The sequence below is a fragment of the Amycolatopsis saalfeldensis genome, assembly GCF_900110575.1.
Taxonomy (GTDB): domain Bacteria; phylum Actinomycetota; class Actinomycetes; order Mycobacteriales; family Pseudonocardiaceae; genus Amycolatopsis; species Amycolatopsis saalfeldensis.
Genome location: NZ_FOEF01000004.1, coordinates 525,665 through 543,850, shown reverse-complemented (window position 1 = coordinate 543,850; position 18,186 = coordinate 525,665). Strand labels below are relative to the sequence as shown.

Here is an 18,186-nt window from a genome sequence, read left to right as displayed (position 1 = left end):
ATCCTGTACCGCCAGAACTTTCAACAACCCCCCATGCGAGGAGATGTGATATCCGGTATTAGACCCCGTTTCCAAGGCTTATCCCAGAGTACAGGGCAGATTACCCACGTGTTACTCACCCGTTCGCCACTCATCCACCACCGAAGCGGTTTCAGCGTTCGACTTGCATGTGTTAAGCACGCCGCCAGCGTTCGTCCTGAGCCAGGATCAAACTCTCCAACAATGAACAGTTCGATCGAGACTATTTTCTCAATCATTCTCAAAGGAAACCCCGACGAGGGGGTTTCATATAAGCTCTACTGGCTTAGTTCACTAGCACACTGTTGAGTTCTCAAGCAACACACCCCAACCGAAACCAGAGCCCCACCGGGCCCAGCCTCAACCGAAGCAGTCATTCCTAGCAGTTTTTGATGAGACACCCACTCCATCACCTTCCGGTGAGAGCTTGGTTCGTGTCCCGGCAGCCACCCGGTTTCCCTGGCGACTTGGAGAACTTTACATGGCCGTCCGGGGCCCGAAACAGGGGGGTACCTTAACCGCGTTCCCGCAGGTCAGACCCCTGTTTCGGGCCAAGAGCCGGGATCAGGCCCCGACGCTCACGCCGGCGACGTTGCGCTTGCCCTTCCGCACCACGAGCCAGCGGCCGTGAAGCGCGTCCGCCGACGACGGCTTCCACTCCTCGTCGGCGATCTTCACGTTGTTCACGTACGCGCCGCCCTCCTTGACCGTGCGGCGCGCGGCGCCCTTGCTGTCGACCAGGCCGGCGGCGAGCAGCAGGTCGACGATCGTCGGCCCGTCCGAACCCGACGGCGCGACCTCGCCGGTCGGCACCTCGGCCATGGCCGCGTCGAGCGTCTTCGCGTCGAGCTCACCCAGCTCACCTCGGCCGAACAGCGCCTGGCTGGCCGCGATGACCTGCTGGGTCTGGTCCGCCCCGTGCACCAGGTTGGTGAACTCCTCCGCCAGCCGCTTCTGCGCCGAGCGCAGGTGCGGCCGCTGCTCGGTGTCCTCGGCCAGCGCGGCGATCTCCTCCTGCGCGAGGAACGTGAACATCCGCAGGTAGCGGATGACGTCGGCGTCCCCCACGTTCACGAAGTACTGGTACCAGGCGTACGGCGAGGTCATCTCCGGGTCGAGCCACAGGTTCCCGCCGCCGGTGGACTTGCCGAACTTCCGGCCCTCGGCGTCGGTGACCAGTGGCGCCGTCAGCGCGTGCGCGACGCCGCCCTCGACCCGCCGGATCAGATCGGCGCCGCCGACCAGGTTGCCCCACTGGTCCGAGCCGCCGACCTGCAGCTTGCAGCCGTACTGGCGGTAGAGCTGCAGGTAGTCCTGCGACTGCAGCAGCAGGTAGCTGAACTCGGTGTAGGACATCCCGTCGGACGCCAGACGGCGCTTCACCGTCTCCCGGTTGATCATCGTGTTGACCGGGAAGTGCTTGCCGACGTCGCGCAGGAACTCCAGCACGTTCTGCCGGCCGGTCCAGTTGAGGTTGTTCTCCACGACGGCGCCGGTCGGCGAATCGTCGAAGTCCACGAACCGCTCCAGCTGGCCGCGGATCCGGCCGGCCCACTCGGCGACGACGTCGAGCGTGTTCAGCGTGCGCTCGCCGGTGTCGCGCGGGTCGCCGATCATCCCGGTGGCGCCGCCGGCCAGCACGATCGGCCGGTGCCCGGCCCGCTGGAAGCGCTTGAGCATCAGCAGTGGGACGAGGTTGCCGGCGTGCAGGCTGGGCGCGGTCGGGTCGAAGCCGCAATACAGGGTGAGGGGGCCTTGGTCGAGTTCGCGCCGCAGGGCGTCGATGTCGGTGGACTGCGCGATCAGGCCGCGCCAGGACAGCTCGTCAAGGATGTGCTCACTCACACCTGTAGATACTCCCGCACCAGGTCAACCGACTATCCCGCGGGGCGCGCCTGCCGCCGTTTCCCGCCGCGGCGGTAGGCCGAGACGGCGGGTGAGCCCTCCACCCAGAATCGCCACGGGGTGTCCATCGCCATCGCGACGCCGACCCGCGGCCCGTTGCGGACACGCTCGGCGGGCACCCGCTCCCCCACGCGCAGCCGCACCGGTGAAGACGGGTCGGTGAGGTCGACGCCGTTCTCCGCCCGGTCGATCCGCAGCACCGACGTCAGGATCGCCGGGCCCTTGGCCAGCTCGCCGGTCCCCCGCGCGTTCGGCCGCCGTTTCCGCACCAGGTCCAGCCCCTGGACGACCTCGCCCGCGCGTAGCAGCACCGCGCCCGGCTGGCCCTCTTCGGTACCGACGATGTTGGCGCAGAAGTGCATGCCGTAGACGAAGTACACGTACAGGTGCCCGGCCGGCCCCCACATCACCGCGTTGCGCGGGGTCTTCCCGCGGTAGCAGTGCGACGCCGGGTCGTCGGCTCCGCGGTAGGCCTCGACCTCGACCAGCCGGACGCCGACGGTGCCGTCGGGACCGTCGGCCTCGAGCACCGCGCCCAGCAGCAGGTGCGCCAGGTCGACCGGGTCCAGTGCCAGTTCCTCGCGCCGGAACAACCGGTCCACGTGCGCTCCCCTCGTCCGCCGACAGCCTAGCCAGCGGCTACCGGGCGCCGGCGCTCGATCATCGAAAGCCGAGCGCCGGGCCGGGCGGAGAACCTACTTCAGCCACTGCCGATGGGCTGCGGCCCGCTCCACCAACCGTTCGCGCTGCTCGGCGACGCGCTCGGGCGCGGTGCCGCCGCGGGCGTTGCGCGAGCGCACCGAGCCCTCGACGGTGAGTACTTCGCGCACGGCCGGCGTGAGCGCCGGGTTGATGGCCTGGAACTCCTCATCGGTCAGCTCGTCGAGGCCGACGCCGCGGCCCTCGGCCACCCGGACGCTCTCCCCCGCCGCCTCGTGCGCCACCCGGAACGGAACCCCTTGGCGCACCAGCCATTCCGCGATGTCGGTGGCGAGCGTGAAGCCCGCCGGGGCCAGCTCGGCGAGCCGGTCGGTGTGGAAGGTCAGCGTCGCGAGCATGCCCGCGATCGCCGGGAACAGCAGCTCCAGCTGCTCGACGGAGTCGAAGACCGGCTCCTTGTCCTCCTGCAGGTCGCGGTTGTACGCGAGCGGCTGCGCCTTGAGGGTCGCCAGCAGGCCGGTGAGGTTGCCGATCAGCCGGCCGGCCTTGCCGCGCGTCAGCTCAGCGACGTCCGGGTTCTTCTTCTGCGGCATGATCGAGCTGCCCGTGGCCCACGCGTCGTCGAGCGTGACGTAGCCGAACTCGGCGGTGTTCCAGATGACCACCTCTTCGGCGATCCGGGACAGGTTCACCGCCAGCATCGTCACCGAGAACGCGAACTCGGCGGCGAAGTCCCGCGAGGCGGTGCCGTCGATCGAGTTCTCCACGCTCGTGTCGAAGCCCAGCTCCGTCGCGACGGCCTCCGGGTCGAGCCCGAGCGACGAGCCGGCCAGCGCACCCGAGCCGTAGGGCGACTCCGCCGTGCGGACGTCCCAGTCACGCAGCCGCGAGACGTCACGCAGCAACGCCTGGCCGTGGGCCAGCAGATGGTGCGCGAGCAGAACGGGCTGCGCGTGCTGGAGGTGCGTGCGGCCGGGCAGGATCACGTCCGGGTGCCGCTGAGCCTGCGACACGAGCGCATCGACGACGTCCAACGTGCCCGCGACGATCCGGCGGGCCGCGTCGCGCAGCCACATCCGGAACAGCGTGGCCACCTGGTCGTTGCGCGAACGGCCGGCCCGCAGCTTGCCGCCGAGGTCGGTGCCGGCCCGCTCCAGCAGGCCGCGCTCCAGCGCGGTGTGCACGTCCTCGTCGGCGACCGTCGGGGTGAACGCCCCCGACTCGACGTCGCCGGCCAGCGCGCCCAGCGCCTCGATCATGCCCGCCAGCTCGGCGTCGGTGAGCAGCCCGGCCTTGCGCAGCACCCGCGCGTGGGCCCGCGAGCCGGCGATGTCATACGGCGCCAGCCGCCAGTCGAAGTGCGTCGACGCGCTCAGCGCCGCCATCGCCTCCGCCGGGCCGCTGGCGAACCGCCCGCCCCACAGTTGCACCGGCTGGTCTTTCCCGCTCACTGCTTGCCTTTCGTCGTAACGCCCCGGGCTGGTACCCGGGCTTTCCTCGGCTGAAATCCGTTCACTCCGCGTCGAGGGCGGACGAGCGCTGGGCGAGTGCGGCGAAGCGTTCGGCCAGGTCCTTGCCCGTCAACGGCTCCCGCGCGATCACCGCGACCGTGTCGTCGCCGGCGATGGAGCCGACGACCTCTTCCAGCGCCGCCCGGTCGATGGCGCTGGCCAGGAACTGCGCCGCGCCCGGGGGCGTGCGCAGGACCGTGAGGTTGCCGGAGGAGTCCGCCGAGACGAGCAGCTCGGCCAGCAGCTTCGCGAGCCTCGCCGTGCCACCCTGCACTCCGCGGACCGGGCTGCCGTCCTCGGGGATGACATAGACCGGGGCACCCGAGTCGGCACCACGCAGCTTGACCGCGCCGAGTTCGTCGAGGTCCCGCGACAACGTCGCCTGGGTGACCTCGATGCCCTCGGCCGCCAGCAGTTTCGCCAGCTCGGTCTGGCTGCGGATGGCCATCGTGGCCACCAGCTCGGTGATCCGCGCCTGGCGCCCGACCCGGCTGCCGCTCATCGTCCCAGCTGCCCGAACAGCCAGACGAGCAGGGCCTTCTGCGCGTGCAACCGGTTCTCGGCCTCGTCCCACACGGCGCTGGCCGGGCCGTCGAGCACCTCGTCGGTGATCTCCCAGCCGCGGTGCGCGGGCAGGCAGTGCAGCACGATCGCCTCGTCCGCCGCGCGCTTGAGCAGCTCGGTGTTGACCTGCAGCGCACGGAATGGGCCCACCCGGTCGAGGCCGTCGTTCTCCTGGCCCATGGACGTCCAGGTGTCGGTGACCAGCACGTCGGCGCCATCGACCGCGGAGTGCGGATCGGTGAACACCGTCGCGCTGCCGCCGGTCGGGCCGGCGCGGTGCTTGGCGTCGAGCACCACCTGCTGGTCGGGCTGGAAGCCCTCGGGCGAGACGACCCGCACGTGCATGCCGGCGGTCACCCCGCCGAGCAGCAGCGAGTGGGCCATGTTGTTGGCACCGTCGCCGAGGTAGACCATCGTGAGCCCGGCGAGCTTGCCCTTGCGCTCACGGATGGTCATCAGGTCGGTGAGCACCTGGCACGGGTGGAATTCGTCGGTGAGCGCGTTGATGATCGGGATCGAGGCGACCGAAGCCATGGCGTCGATGCGCTTCTGCGCGAAGGTGCGCCAAACCACGGCGTCGACGTAGCGCGACAGCACACGCGAGGTGTCCTCGATGGTCTCCTCGCGACCGAGCTGCATCGAGCGGCCGTCCACGATCACCGGGTGCCCGCCGAGCTGGCTGATGCCGACCTCGAACGAGAACCGGGTGCGGGTGGAGTTCTTCTCGAAGATGGCGGCGACCGTCTTGCCGGCCAGCGCCTTGGTGCCGAGCGGGTCGGCCTTGAGCCGGTCGGCGAGGTCGAGCAGAGCCGTCTGCTCGTCGGGGCTGACGTCGTCGTCGCGGAGGAAGTGGCGGGGCATCAGTCGGTTTCCTTCGTGGTGGTCTTCGGGGTGGCGCTGTCGAGTGCGTCCGGGAGGGCGGAGAGGAAGCCGCGGGCCTGCTCGTCGCCGAGCACGAGCGGCGGCGCGAGCCGGAGGGTGTCCGGCGCGACCGGGTTGACCAGGTAACCCGCGTCCTGCGCGGCCTTCGCGACCGCGGCGGACACCGGCTGCCGGAGCGTGATGCCGAGCAGCAGGCCCGCGCCGCGGACACCGCCGACGAGCGGGTGGCCCAGCGCCTCGACACCGGCCGCGATGTCCTTGCCCAGCGAGGAAACGTGGTCGAGCAGGCCGTCACGGGCGATCGCGCGCAGCACCGCGAGACCGGCCGCGCAGCACACCGGGTTTCCGCCGAAGGTGGTGCCGTGCTGGCCCGGCTTGAGCAGGTCGCCCGCCGGGCCGACGCCGATCACGGCGCCGAGCGGCAGCCCGCCGCCGAGGCCCTTCGCCAGCGTGATCACGTCGGGCACGATCCCGACCTGCTGGAAGGCGAACCAGGTGCCGAGCCGGCCGATGCCGGTCTGCACCTCGTCGAGCACGAGCAGCGTGCCGGCCGCCTTGGTGATCTCCCGCGCGGCCTGCAGGTAGCCGTCCGGCGCGGGGACCACGCCGGCCTCGCCGAGCACCGGCTCCAGGAAAACGGCCGCGGTGTCGGTGTCGACGGCCGCGCGCAGCGCCTCGACGTCGCCGAACGGCACGTGCGTGACACCCGGCAGCAGCGGCGCGAACGGTTCGCGCTTGGCCGGCTGGCCGGTGAGCGTCAGCGCGCCCATCGTGCGGCCGTGGAACGCGCCCTCGGCGGCGACGACCTTGCTGCGGCCCGTGAGCCGGCTGATCTTCAACGCGGCCTCGTTGGCCTCGGCGCCGGAGTTGACGAATAGCACCTTGCCCTGCCCGGTCAGCCCCGCGACGTCCAGCAGTGCCTCGGCCAGTTCGACCGCGACGGGGTTCACGTACAGGTTCGAGGTGTGGCCCAGCGTCGCGATCTGCTCGCTGACGGCGCGGACCACGTCCGGGTGCGCGTGGCCGAGCGCGTTGACGGCGATGCCGCCGACGAGGTCGACGTACTCGCGGCCGTCGGCGTCCCACACCTTCGCGCCCTCGCCGCGGACCAGCGTGAGGCCGGGGGCGCCGTAGTTGTCCATCACGGCCGACTGCCAGTGCTGCCGGCCGTCCACATTGGACGTCAGAGTGGTCACGGGAGCTCCGTTTCGGGAAGGACCATGGTGCCGATACCGCGGGAGGTGAACACCTCGAGCAGCACGGAGTGGGCGAGCCTGCCGTCGATCACGTGGGCGCCGCGCACGCCGCCGCGGACCGCGCGGACGCAGGCCTCCATCTTCGGGATCATGCCGCTGGCCAGGCCCGGCAGCAGCTTCTCCAGCCGGTCGACGCCGATGCGGTCGATCAGCGAGGTGCGATCGGGCCAGTGGGCGTAGAGGCCTTCGACATCGGTGAGCACCACCAGTTTCTCGGCGTCCAGCGCCGCGGCCAGCGCGCCGGCCGCGGTGTCGGCGTTGACGTTGTGCACCACCCCGTCGATGTCGGGGGCCACGGTGGACACCACGGGGATGCGCCCGGCGTTGACGATGTCGAGCACCGCGTCCGGGTTCACCGCCGCCACCTCGCCGACGAGACCGATGTCGACCTGCTCACCGTCCACAGTGGCCTGCTTGCGCTCGGCGGTGAACAGCCGGGCGTCCTCGCCGGAGATGCCGACCGCATACGGCCCGTGCGCGTTGATCAGCCCGACCAGCTCCCGGCTGACCTGGCCGACCAGCACCATCCGCACGACGTCCATCGTCTCCGGGGTGGTCACGCGCAGGCCGCCCTTGAACTCGCCCTCGACGCCGAGCCGGGTGAGCATCGCGGTGATCTGCGGTCCGCCGCCGTGCACCACGACCGGGCGCAGGCCGGCCAGCCGCAGGAACACCATGTCCTGCGCGAACGCGGCCTTGAGGCGATCGTCGATCATGGCGTTGCCGCCGTATTTGACGACCACCGTGGCGCCGTGGAATCGCTGCAGCCACGGCAGTGCCTCGATCAGCACCCCGGCTTTCTCGGCCGCGGTGGAGAGCCGGTCGTCCGCGGAAACCAGCGAATCGGGGGCGGTCATGACGAGTACGCGCTGTTCTCTTCGACGTACCCGTGCGAGAGGTCCGTGGTGTAGACCGTGGCCGCGGCGTCGCCGACCCCGAGGTCGACGACGATCACGACGGCGCGGCCCGAGAGGTCGGCGGCCGAGCGGTCCTCGGCGGTGGTCCCGGCGGCGAACAGCGTGGCGCCGTTGATCGTGATCGACAGCGTCTCTGGGTCGATGCGCGCGGGGGCGCGGCCGAGCGCCATCGCGATCCGGCCCCAGTTCGGGTCGGAGCCGAACAGCGCGGTCTTGACCAGGTTGTCCTCGGCGATGGTGCGGGCGACCACCTCGGCGTCGGCCTCGGAAGCCGCGCCCCGGACGGTGATGTCGACGTCCTTCGTCGCCCCCTCGGAGTCCGCCCGCAGCTGCAGCACCAGGTCACGGGCCACGGTGATGAGCAGCTCGGTCAGCTCGGCCTCGGCCGGCTCGGTGCCGCTCGCGCCGGAGGCCAGCACGAGCACGGTGTCGTTGGTGGACGTGCCGCCGTCGACGTCGAGCCGGTCGAAGGTGACGTGCGTGGCGGCGCGCAGGGCGCGGTCGAGGGTTTCCTTGCCCACCACGGCGTCCGTGGTGAGCACGGACAGCATCGTGGCCAGGTTCGGCGCCAGCATGCCGGCGCCTTTGGCGAAGCCGCCGACGCTCCAGCCGTCCGCGTGCTTCGCGAACGCCTGCTTCGGCTTGGTATCGGTGGTCATCACGCCGGTGGCGGCGTTCAGACCCGCCTCCAACCCGGTGTCCAGAGCCTTGAAAGCACTGTCCACTCCGGACAGTACGGCGTCCATCGGCAGCCGCTCGCCGATCAGGCCGGTGGAGCACACAGCCACCTCGATGGCCCCGGCTCCGAGCGCCCCGGCCACCTTTTCGGCGGTGGCGTGCGTGTCCTGGAAGCCGCCGGGACCGGTGGCCGCGTTGGCGCCACCGGAGTTGAGCACGACGGCCTTGAGTTTCTGTTGCTTCAGCACTTCCTGCGACCACAGCACGGGCGCGGCCTTGATCACGTTGCGGGTGAACACGCCCGCGGCGACGTCGAGCGGGCCGTCGTTGACGACCAGCGTGAGGTCGAGTGCGCCGGAGGCCTTGATGCCCGCGGCGATGCCGGCGGCGCGGAAGCCCTGAGGGCCGGTGACGGTCACGGTGCCACTCCCACGGTGGAAAGTCCGGTGGCCTCGGGGAAGCCGAGCGCCAGGTTCATCGATTGGACGGCACCGCCCGCGGTGCCCTTGGTCAGGTTGTCGATCGAGGTGACGACGACCAGGCGGCCGGCGCCGGCGTCCACCCCGAGCTGCAGGGTGACGTTGTTCGAGCCCAGCGTCGCGCTGGTCGCGGGCCAGACGCCCGGAGGCAGCAGCTGCACGAACGGCTCAGCGTCGTAGGCCTTCTCGTAGACCTCTCGCGCGGCCGCCTCGTCGACGTCGCCGGCCAGCGGGGCGCTGGCCGTGGTGAGGATCCCGCGCGGCATCGGCGCGAGGACGGGCGTGAACGAAACGCTGACCTTCCGTCCGGCCGCGGCGGACAGGTTCTGCGCGAACTCCGGTGTGTGCCGGTGCGCCCCGGCGACGCCGTACGCGCTGGCCGAGCCCATCACCTCGGAACCGAGCAGGTTCGGCTTGAGGCTCTTGCCCGCGCCGGACGTGCCGGTCACGGAAACGACCGTGACGTCCGGCTCGACCAGCCCCGCGGCCAGCGCCGGCGCGAGAGCCAGTGAACCGCCCGTCGGGAAGCAGCCGGGAACCGCGACACGTTTGGTGCCGACGAGCTTCTCGCGCGCGCCGGGCAGCTCCGGCAGCCCGTAGGGCCACTGGCCGGCGTGCTCGCCGCCGTACCAGCGCTGCCAATCGGCCGGATCGGCGAGCCGATGGTCGGCGCCGAGGTCGACGACGAGCACCTCGGGCCCGAGCCGGGCCGCGATCTCCGCCGAGTGGCCGTGGGGCAGCGCGAGGAACACGACATCGTGGCCTGCGAGCGTGTCCGGGCTCGTCTCCGCCAGCAGGCGCCCGGCCAGCGGCACCAGGTGCGGCTGGTGCGTGCCCAGCGTGGTTCCGGCACTGCTGGCCGCAGTCAGCGCGCCGATCTCGACCTCGGGGTGGGCGAGCAGCAGGCGCAGCAGTTCGCCGCCCGCGTACCCGCTCGCACCGGCAACCGCGATCTTCACCGTCATACGCATGATTATGCACGATGGTGCAATCTCAAACAAACAGGGTTTTGCTCGCCTCTTCCACCGCCTGCCCCGCCGGACCGACGACCGACGCCGCAGCGCGACTGCCCGCCTTGTCATCGCTCCTCCAAACACTTTGTCGGCACTGTTTTCGCTGCACCGCCTGATCGCCGAGGCGGGGCGCTACCCCCGCTCCGGCAACTCACGCCCGAAGCACGGCCGCACCCCGGCGACGCCCGTTCCCGGATCCGGCCACGCGGCAGGACGAATACCCGGAGGGCAGCCGGACCGCAGCGGCCCCCGGCCAGCCAGTGGGTTGGCCGGCCGACTTCCGGGCCGCCGGTCCGCTGACCGGCCAGCCGAGAGCCCGGGCAATCACGCCGCGATACCGCCGTTCCGCCGTATCTCGACCTCCGAGTGGCTCCCATTGACGGCCCCTCCCCCGGATGCCCGCACCGGAGCGGGCATCCGGGGCGGACTCAGAACTCGTCACCTCCCGGCTCCTCGCGGAGACTGGGCGGCATCGGCAGGTGGTTGCCGGGCTTCTCCGGATCACAGCCGACCCGCGGCAGGCGGGCGCGGATACCACCGGGGGTGCGCTCGAAGTCGCGGGCGAGGTCGCCGACCGGATCGCCCGCCAGCCAGCGGCGTTCCAGCTCCGCGTCCATCTCCTCGGTCCACGGCCTGCCCTGCTGGGCGGCCCGTTGCCCGGTTCTTCGGCGGCCGCCGCCGGCCCCGCCGGAGAAGGCCAGGAGGCTCCCGCCGAGCAGTTCGGCGACGGCGGGCACCGCGGTGGAGTCGAGTTCGAGCCGGCCTTCCGCGACGAGTTCGCCGCCGGGCCCCTCACCACCCACGGTGACGACGACGCGTTGCTGTTCGGCCGCTCCCGTGCGGGTGACGACGGTGATCTGGTACTGGACGTTTCCTGACCGGATCTCGGTCCGGTGCTCTTCGATGATCGTCATGCCGGGGACGCTAGCGCCGACCCCCGACAATTTTGCTCACGGGGTGTGCGCGGGCAGCTGCGCTCCGAAATTGTCGGACCCTCGTCGTACCGTCTCCATCGACCACGAACAGCGACCGAGGAGGCTCGGTGAGTGAGGGAAAAGAACGGTGCCCCGATCTGGCGGACCAGACCGGGGCACCGGGGAGAACGGCTCAGAAGTGGAGCAGCCGCGCGAGCGCGTCCTGCTTGATCTGCGCTCCTGGCTGGGTGTCCGCCTTCGGCTGACCGCCCGCCGCCCCGGCGGGAACCGGCTGGGGCACCGGCTCGCACTGCGCGTCGGAATGGTTGCCCGGCGTGCGCTTCGGCAGGTTGCCGGTCGCGAGGTAGTCGGCGACCTTGTCGTCCACGCACGCGACACCGGACAGCGAGCCGGCGTGCGTGGTGCCGCCGGGCGCGCTGATCAGGCTCGACTTCGGGAACAGCTTCCGTACCTCGCGGCTGCCCTCATAGGGCGTCGCCGCGTCGAGTTCCTCGCTGATCAACAGGGCGCCGTCGACCTTGCTGCCGTCGACGTGCACCGGCTTGCCCGACTTAGCCGGCCAGTTCACGCACGGGGCGTTGAACCAGGCGTTGCCCCACGTCTCGAACGGAGCGCGGAAGTAGGTCGTCCAGTTGTCGAGGCGCCAGCGGTTCCAGTTCGTCGGCCATTGCACGTCGGAACATTGCACAGCGCTGTACACGGCATAGCCGTTGTCGTCGCCTGGCGGGTTCGAGTCGTCGTAGAGCGCCTTCAGCGTCTGCCAGTCACCGCGGTGGACCCATCCGTCGAACGCCTTGGCCATGTCCTCCCAGCCGAACACGTAGTAGCCGGCCTGCAGGAAGACGTCGGTCCACTCGTCTCCGCCGATCACCCCGCCCGCGGGCGTGCGGTCGAGCTTCTTCTGCTGGTCGTACCAGAGCTTCTCCACCGCCGCGGCGGTCTTGCCGAGGTGGTAGACGCTGTCGTACTTCGCGAGCCAGCCGAAGTAGATCTTGATGTTGCGGTCGAAGGCCACGTCCTGGTCCAGGTTGGCCTGGTACCACACGTTGCGCGGGTCGACGTTGCCGTCGAGCACCATGCGGCGCACGTTCCCCGGGAACAGCGTGCTGTACACCTGCCCGAGGTAGGTGCCGTAGGAGAAGCCGTAGTAGTTGATCTGCTTCTCCCCCAGCGCCTTGCGCAGGCTGTCCATGTCCTGCGCGACGTCGGTGGTCTTGATGTGGTCGAGGATCGCGCCGTTCTTGGCGCACGCCTTCGCGTAGCCCTGGGCCTTGCCGAGCCAGGCGCGCTCGATCTGCGGCGTCTTGGGCACGTACGGCGTGCGGTCGTAGCCGAAGTAGTTCCCGTCGCAGGTCACGGCCGGCTTGCTGGAGCCGACACCGCGCGGGTCGAACCCGATCCAGTCGTAGCTGTCGCCGGCGTGGTTCGGCACCGACTGCCCGAGCCGCGAAAGGCCGAGGCCGGAGCCACCGGGACCGCCGGGGTTCACGAGCATGATGCCCTGGTACTGGGCGGCCTTGTGCTTGATGCGGGAGACGGCCACCTCCACCTTGGCGCCCGCGGGCTTCGCGTAGTCCATCGGGACCACGAGGAAGCCGCACTGGGCGCCGGCGTTCTTGAGGCTCGCCGAAGCGCAGTCGCCCCAATTGATCGGCGCCGGCGTGAAGTCCGGTGTCCTGGCCGGTGCCGCTGTGGCGGCGGGAGCGGCGGCCAGCGCGCCGACCGCGACAGCCGCGGCGGCGAGCACGGCAACGATTTTCTTCACAGAGTTCCTTTTCGTCCGCGAGCAACCCGAATTCGTCGAAACTACCGACAACCCGCAACAATCTCCTCGCACGACACGAGTTACGCCATCCACCTTTCGTCGGTATTTGGCGCTACGGAGGTGACCCCGAATGGGCGCGGACACCGCGTTGATCTCGGCCGTCCGAACGGGGCTCACCGAACTGGCGGATCCGGTGCGAGCAGCGGCCATGCAGGCGTACATGAAGTCGGCGATGCCGTTTCGCGGAGTACCCAAACCGCAGCGGAGCGTGCTGATGAAAGGTGTGATGTCCGCTCATCCATTGCCCGATCGGGTGACATTCACGGCGACCGTGCGGCGGCTGTGGCGAGACGCCGAATTTCGCGAGGAAAGGTACGCCGCAATCGATCTTTCCGGCCACCGCGCCTACCGGGGCTGGCAGGGGCCGGGCCTGCTCGGACTGTACGAGGAGATGATCGTCGGCGGAGCCTGGTGGGACTACGTGGACGAGCTCGCGATCCGCCGGGTCGGCCCCATCCTGCGCGGTGACCGGGCCGAGGTCACGCCGCTCCTGCTGCGCTGGGCCACCGACCCGGATCGCTGGCGGCGCCGCGCGGCCGTGATCTGCCAGGTGAGCGCGAAGGAGGACACCGATCGGGTGCTGCTCACCTCCGTCGTCGAGGCCAATATCGGCGACCCGGACTTCTTCCTGCGCAAGGGCATCGGCTGGGCCCTGCGCGACTACGCCCGGACGGCGCCGGACTGGGTCCGCGAGTTCGTCACCAGCCACCCGGACCTGTCCGGACTGTCCACACGGGAGGCACTGAAGCACCTGTCCTGAGTGGTCCGCGAAAGAATCAAGCACGGGAGGGAAGCTGGACAACGGAGAGGCCGCCGGTCGACCGGGCAGCACAGCAGGCTTCAGCGCACTCCGCGTACAGGAGTCTTCGCCGCAGCCGTGAGCACCGCGCGAGTGCACCGGGAGCTGTGAGCGCGTCCCCGGGCGAGCGAAAGCGCCGAGGCCGGAAACGTCCGTGGGCCGGGAGTCTGCGAAGGGCAGTGCTCCCAGCCCACGGAAGGCCGGACCAGGGTGGCGAAGCACCGCGCCCGGTGAAGGGGCGGGCTCGCGGTGGCTCAGGCGCGGAGAGTGGCGCCGAAGCGCTCGCCCGCGGCGGCGAGTGCGGCGTCGCGGGCCTTGGTTGCTTCGTCGACGGTCAGCGTGCGGTCCGGGGCCCGGAAACGGAGCTTGTAGGCCAGGGAGCGCTTGCCTTCGCCGACCTGTTCGCCGGTGTAGACGTCGAAGAGGGTGATCTCTTCGAGGAGTTCGCCGGCGCCGGTGCGGAGGACGTCGGCGAGGTCGGCCGACGGGACGTCCGTCGCTGCGACGAGGGCGACGTCGAGGAGCACCGGCGGGTAGGCCGACACGCTCGGGGCCGGGCGCGAGTCCGGGAGCGGGATCGCGTCCAGGTCCAGTTCCATCGCGACCGTCCGGGGCGGCAGGCCGAGGGCCTCGACGACCTTCGGATGCAGCTCGCCGGCGTGGCCGACCGGCCAGTCGCCCACGCGTAGCTGGGCGCAGCGGCCCGGGTGCCACGGCAGGAGGTCGGCGGACTGCACCGTCAGCTCGACGCCGGCGGTCTCGGCCACCACGCGCGCGGCCTGCACGGCGTCGGCCCAGCGGGCCGGCTCGCCCTCGCCCCACCAGCCGGCACGGCGGCGGCGACCGGTCAGCACCACGGCGACGTGCACGGGCTGGGCGGGCACCGCGGCCTCCAGGACCGCGAGCTGCTCGTCGGTCGGGCGGTGCTCGACGCCGAGGTCCGGGACCTTGAGCTGGTTCGGCTTCGGCAGCACGACCTGGCCGATGTGGAACAGCGACACGTCCTTCATGCCGCGGGACACGTTGCGCTGCAGCGTGTCCAGCAGGCCGGGCAGGAGCGTGGTGGCCATCCGGTCCTGGTCGGCCTCGAGCGGGTTGCGGACGCGCACGGTGTTGCGGCGGACGTCGTCGGCGGGCAGGCCGAAGGCGTCCCAGACCGAGTCGGAGACGAACGGGAAGGGCAGCACCTCCACGTACCCGTCCTCGGCCAGCGCGCGGGCGACGCCACGGCGGCGGCGCTGGGTGTCGGTGAGGCCACGGCCGGCGGGTGCGGCGGGGAGTTGCGACGGAATGCTGTCGTAGCCCTCGAGCCGCAGCACCTCCTCGACCAGGTCGGCCGGCTGCACGAGGTCGCCGCGCCAGGTCGGCGGAGTGGCCGTGACGAGGGAGATGCCCTCGTCGCTGGTGCTGACCGTGACCCGGCAACCGATCTGGCCGAGGCGCTTCACGGTGACACCACGCTGGTAGCGCACGCCGGCCATCTGGTCGGGCAGGTTGATCGGCATGGTGACCGGCGGGTTCGGCGCGACGCCGCCCTCGTCGGTGCGGCCGGGCTGGATCGCGGCGTCGCCGTACTGCCGCAGCAGGCGCGCCGCCAGCTCCACCGCGGCCGCGCACAGCGCCGGGTCGGTGAACCGCTCGAACCGCTTGGCCGCCTCGGAGAACAGCTTGTGGCGGCGGGCCGTGCGGCTGATCGACGCGGGGTTCCAGTGCGCCGCCTCGAGCAGGACGTCGGTGCTCTCCGCGGTGATCTCCGTGCTGGCGCCGCCCATGGTGCCGGCCAGCGAGATCACGCCGCTGTCGTCGGCGATCACGATGTCGTCGGCGTCGAGCTTGCGCTCCGCGTCGTCCAAAGTGGTCAGCTTCTCGCCCGGCTTCGCGCGGCGCACCACCAGGTCGCCCTGGATCGCGGACGTCGCGAACGCGTGCAGCGGGTGGCCGAGCTCGAGCATCACGTAGTTGGTGACGTCGACCGCCAGCGAGATCGACCGGATCCCGGCCAGCATCAGGCGCCGCCGCATCCACCACGGCGTGGGCGCCGTCGCGTCGAGTCCCTTCACCCGGCGCAGCACGAACCGCGGGCAGCCCTCGGGGTCTTCGACCCGGACCGGCCACGCGTCGCCCTCGGCCGCGGGGATCTCCAGCGAGGCCGGGTCGCCGAACGGGACGTCGAGCGCGTTGGACAGCTCGCGCGCCAGGCCGCGGATCGACAACGCGTAACCGCGGTCGGGGGTCGGCGTGACCTCGATGACGGTGTCGGACAGGCCGAGCAGTTCCTTGGCGTCGTCGCCCGGGCTGGCGGTGCCCGAGGGCAGCACGAGGATGCCGGTGTGGTCGTCGCCGAGGCCCAGTTCCTGGGCGGAGCAGATCATGCCGTCGCTGACGCGGCCGTAGGTCTTGCGCGCGGCGATCGCGAAGTCGCCCGGCAGCACCGCGCCGGGCAGCGCGACGACGACCAGGTCGCCCTCGGCGAAGTTGCGGGCGCCGCAGACGATGCCGCGGGTCCGGATGCCGTGGGGACCCTCGTCCTCGAACGGGGCGTCGTCGTCCTCGTCGTCATCCTCGTCCGCGGGCACGGTGTCCTCTTCGGACGCCTCCTCGCCGACCTCGACGCGGCAGAAGCGGACCGGCTTCTTGAAACCCGTCAGCTCCTCGATCTCGGCCACGCGGCCGACCACGAGGGGACCGGTCACGGGGCCGAGCTCGCTCAGCTCGTCGACCTCGATCCCGATCCGCACGAACGCGTCGGCCAGGTCCTGGGGCGTGACCTCGGCACCCACGTCGAGGTGCTCGGTCAGCCAGCTCACCGGGACTCGCACTACGCCTCCGTTCCGAAGGGAAGGGTGAAACGGACGTCGCCCTCGACCATGTCGCGCATGTCCGGGATGCCGTTGCGGAACTGCAGGGTCCGCTCGATGCCCATGCCGAACGCGAAGCCCGAGTACACCTCGGGGTCGACGCCGCAGGCGCGCAGCACGTTCGGGTTGACCATGCCGCAGCCGCCCCACTCGACCCAGCCCGGGCCGCCCTTCTTCTGCTCGAACCACACGTCGACCTCGGCCGACGGCTCGGTGAAGGGGAAGAAGTGCGGGCGCAGGCGGGTTTTGGAGTTCTCGCCGAACATGGCGCGCGCGAACGCGTCGAGCGTGCCCTTGAGATGCGCCATGGTGATGCCCTTGTCCACCGCGAGGCCCTCGACCTGGGTGAACACGGGGGTGTGCGTGGAGTCCAGCTCGTCCGTGCGGTAGGTGCGGCCGGGGCACACGACGTACACCGGCAGGTCGCGGTGGAGCAGGCTGCGGGCCTGCACCGGCGAGGTGTGCGTGCGCAGCACCAGGCCGGACTCCTCCTCGCCGACGTAGAAGGTGTCCTGCAGCTGGCGCGCGGGGTGGTCCTTGCCGAAGTTCAACGCGTCGAAGTTGAACCACTCGGCCTCGAGCTCGGGGCCTTCGGCGACCTCGTAGCCCATGGCGATGAAGGCGTCGGCGACGCGGTCGGACAGGGTCGCGATCGGGTGCCGGGCGCCGCGCGGGATCCGGTCCCACGGCAGCGTGACGTCGACGGCCTCCTCGCGCAGCACGTGCTCGTCCCGCTCGGCCTGCAGCACGGTGCGGCGTGCGTCGAAGGCGGCCTGGATCGCCTGGCGCGCCTCGTTGACCCGCTTGCCCGCCTCGGCCTTCTCCTGCTTGGGCAGGCCGCCGATCTCCCGGCGCGCGAGCATCAGCGGCGCGTGGTCACCGAGGTGAGCCGGCTTGACGGCGGCGAGCGCGTCCAGATCGGCCGCGGCCGCGAAGGCCTCTTCGGCCGCCTTGATCGCCGCGCGCAGGGTTTCCGGTGCGAGCACCTCGACCGGCTTGTCTGTGGCTCCGGACATGACTCCTCGGCGTCCACTGGGACTGGTTGGGCGGCGGCACGCGGGCGGGAAGCCGCACGTGCACATCGGGCAGCCCAGTCTAGGGGATCGGCCCCCCGGCCCGGCCGCTCACCCTCCGCTTCCGGAGCGGTCGCGCCGGATCACCGCGCCCGGCCCCGGCGCCGCGCCGAAGATCGGGTGACCCACCGGGCGTCGGCGCGGCGCGGAGATCTACCGCAGGCCAACGGCGGCGGGTTGCCCGGCCCACGGCGGGCCGCCCTCGGGTTGAACCCGGCAGCTGACGGGCGACGGGCGGCGAGGTGATGCGCCGGCGGATGACGGGCGGTGAGCGGCGGGTGGCGGGCCGGGCGGAGGCGGCTCGGCAGAAGTAGCCGGACCAGCGGCGGCGACGGAGGGCGATGTGGCTCTGGCGGCCGGACCTGAGCGATGAGGTCGGGTGCCGGTGGGGTGGGCCGTCTGGCAACGCCGGGTGAGAGGTCTGGCGGACCTGCCCGGCACCAAGAAGGTCAGGCGCAGGGAGCAAGTGGCGCAACACCCTGCACGGGAAACCAGCCGGGCGGGTTGAAGCAGCGGGTTGAAGCAAGGGAGGCGAGAGGTGAGGAGCCCTGGCTGGAGAACCAGGCCCAGCCGAGCCGAAGAATGCGGAGACCAAGCCGAGAAGGCTGAGCCGGGAAGTGAGGCGAGGCCAGGCAGGACGGGCCACGCCGGGCCGGGCGGGAGGGGCTGAGAAGGGAGCGACCCGGTCGAGCGGCGGGAAGGCGCCGAGAAGGGAGCGACCCGGTCGAGCAGCCAGGCCGCGCCGAGAAGAGAAAGACCCGGTCGAGCAGCCAGGCCGCGCCGAGAAGAGAGCGACCCGGTTGGGGGAAGGGC

The 18,186-nt window shown here is 71.1% G+C and carries 14 protein-coding genes and 1 rRNA gene; 1 reads left to right on the top strand and 14 read right to left on the bottom strand.

Features of this window, described 5'->3' with window-relative positions; translation table 11 throughout:
• The 12 genes from BMY97_RS13305 to BMY97_RS13250 form a co-directional block, all read right to left on the bottom strand.
• A 16S ribosomal RNA gene (locus tag BMY97_RS13305) occupies window positions 1–223 on the bottom strand; the annotation flags it as partial.
• A gap of 359 nt (window positions 224–582) precedes the next feature.
• Complete coding sequence (gene tyrS / locus BMY97_RS13300; protein WP_091617063.1) at window positions 583–1,863, bottom strand: tyrosine--tRNA ligase; 1,281 nt, start codon at window positions 1,861–1,863, stop codon at window positions 583–585.
• Between the two features lie 32 nt (window positions 1,864–1,895).
• Window positions 1,896–2,525, bottom strand: coding sequence for a DNA-3-methyladenine glycosylase (locus BMY97_RS13295; protein ID WP_091617062.1), 630 nt, complete (start codon window positions 2,523–2,525; stop codon window positions 1,896–1,898).
• 93 nt (window positions 2,526–2,618) lie between these two features.
• Window positions 2,619–4,034 (bottom strand): argininosuccinate lyase, encoded by a 1,416-nt coding sequence (argH, locus tag BMY97_RS13290; RefSeq protein WP_091617061.1) that lies wholly within the window; start codon window positions 4,032–4,034, stop codon window positions 2,619–2,621.
• Window positions 4,035–4,095: 61 nt separating this feature from the next.
• On the bottom strand, window positions 4,096–4,596 hold the full coding sequence (locus BMY97_RS13285) for an arginine repressor (protein WP_091617060.1): 501 nt from the start codon (window positions 4,594–4,596) through the stop codon (window positions 4,096–4,098).
• Window positions 4,593–5,519, bottom strand: a complete 927-nt coding sequence (gene argF / locus BMY97_RS13280; protein WP_091617059.1) for an ornithine carbamoyltransferase — start codon at window positions 5,517–5,519, stop codon at window positions 4,593–4,595. Before argF ends, BMY97_RS13285 begins: the two co-directional genes overlap by 4 nt.
• Complete coding sequence (locus BMY97_RS13275; protein ID WP_091617058.1) at window positions 5,519–6,736, bottom strand: acetylornithine transaminase; 1,218 nt, start codon at window positions 6,734–6,736, stop codon at window positions 5,519–5,521. The genes argF and BMY97_RS13275 overlap by 1 nt, the downstream gene beginning before the upstream one ends.
• Window positions 6,733–7,653 carry an acetylglutamate kinase gene (gene argB / locus BMY97_RS13270; RefSeq protein ID WP_091617057.1) on the bottom strand — a complete coding sequence of 307 codons (921 nt, stop codon included), beginning with the start codon at window positions 7,651–7,653 and terminating at the stop codon, window positions 6,733–6,735. The genes BMY97_RS13275 and argB overlap by 4 nt, the downstream gene beginning before the upstream one ends.
• Entirely contained in the window at window positions 7,650–8,810 is a 1,161-nt protein-coding gene (gene argJ, locus BMY97_RS13265) for a bifunctional glutamate N-acetyltransferase/amino-acid acetyltransferase ArgJ (protein ID WP_091617056.1), read from the bottom strand. The genes argB and argJ overlap by 4 nt, the downstream gene beginning before the upstream one ends.
• Complete coding sequence (gene argC / locus BMY97_RS13260; RefSeq protein WP_091617055.1) at window positions 8,807–9,835, bottom strand: N-acetyl-gamma-glutamyl-phosphate reductase; 1,029 nt, start codon at window positions 9,833–9,835, stop codon at window positions 8,807–8,809. The genes argJ and argC overlap by 4 nt, the downstream gene beginning before the upstream one ends.
• A gap of 476 nt (window positions 9,836–10,311) precedes the next feature.
• A complete protein-coding gene (locus BMY97_RS13255) occupies window positions 10,312–10,797 on the bottom strand; it encodes a helix-turn-helix domain containing protein (RefSeq protein WP_091617054.1) in 486 nt (161 codons plus the stop codon).
• 193 nt (window positions 10,798–10,990) lie between these two features.
• Window positions 10,991–12,583, bottom strand: a complete 1,593-nt coding sequence (locus BMY97_RS13250; protein WP_091617053.1) for an alpha/beta hydrolase — start codon at window positions 12,581–12,583, stop codon at window positions 10,991–10,993.
• 130 nt (window positions 12,584–12,713) lie between these two features.
• Here BMY97_RS13250 and BMY97_RS13245 point away from each other — a divergent pair, with 130 nt between their 5' ends.
• The gene (locus tag BMY97_RS13245) at window positions 12,714–13,403 is read left to right on the top strand and encodes a DNA alkylation repair protein (protein ID WP_091617052.1); all 690 of its coding nucleotides are present in this window, start codon (window positions 12,714–12,716) and stop codon (window positions 13,401–13,403) included.
• 293 nt (window positions 13,404–13,696) lie between these two features.
• Here BMY97_RS13245 and pheT read toward each other — a convergent pair whose 3' ends face one another.
• Complete coding sequence (gene pheT, locus BMY97_RS13240; RefSeq protein WP_091617051.1) at window positions 13,697–16,261, bottom strand: phenylalanine--tRNA ligase subunit beta; 2,565 nt, start codon at window positions 16,259–16,261, stop codon at window positions 13,697–13,699.
• Window positions 16,261–17,316 carry a phenylalanine--tRNA ligase subunit alpha gene (gene pheS, locus BMY97_RS13235; protein WP_091617050.1) on the bottom strand — a complete coding sequence of 352 codons (1,056 nt, stop codon included), beginning with the start codon at window positions 17,314–17,316 and terminating at the stop codon, window positions 16,261–16,263. Before pheS ends, pheT begins: the two co-directional genes overlap by 1 nt.
• Window positions 17,317–18,186 lie beyond the last annotated feature (870 nt).

What these genes read in the sequence shown, in the direction of transcription:
- BMY97_RS13285 (WP_091617060.1), bottom strand. Translation starts at nt 4,596, where the DNA reads ATGAGCGGCAGCCGGGTCGGGCGCCAGGCGCGGATCACCGAGCTGGTG.
- argF (WP_091617059.1), bottom strand. Translation starts at nt 5,519, where the DNA reads ATGCCCCGCCACTTCCTCCGCGACGACGACGTCAGCCCCGACGAGCAG.
- argB (WP_091617057.1), bottom strand. Translation starts at nt 7,653, where the DNA reads ATGACCGCCCCCGATTCGCTGGTTTCCGCGGACGACCGGCTCTCCACC.
- argC (WP_091617055.1), bottom strand. Translation starts at nt 9,835, where the DNA reads ATGACGGTGAAGATCGCGGTTGCCGGTGCGAGCGGGTACGCGGGCGGC.
- BMY97_RS13255 (WP_091617054.1), bottom strand. Translation starts at nt 10,797, where the DNA reads ATGACGATCATCGAAGAGCACCGGACCGAGATCCGGTCAGGAAACGTC.
- BMY97_RS13245 (WP_091617052.1), top strand. Translation starts at nt 12,714, where the DNA reads ATGGGCGCGGACACCGCGTTGATCTCGGCCGTCCGAACGGGGCTCACC.
- pheS (WP_091617050.1), bottom strand. Translation starts at nt 17,316, where the DNA reads ATGTCCGGAGCCACAGACAAGCCGGTCGAGGTGCTCGCACCGGAAACC.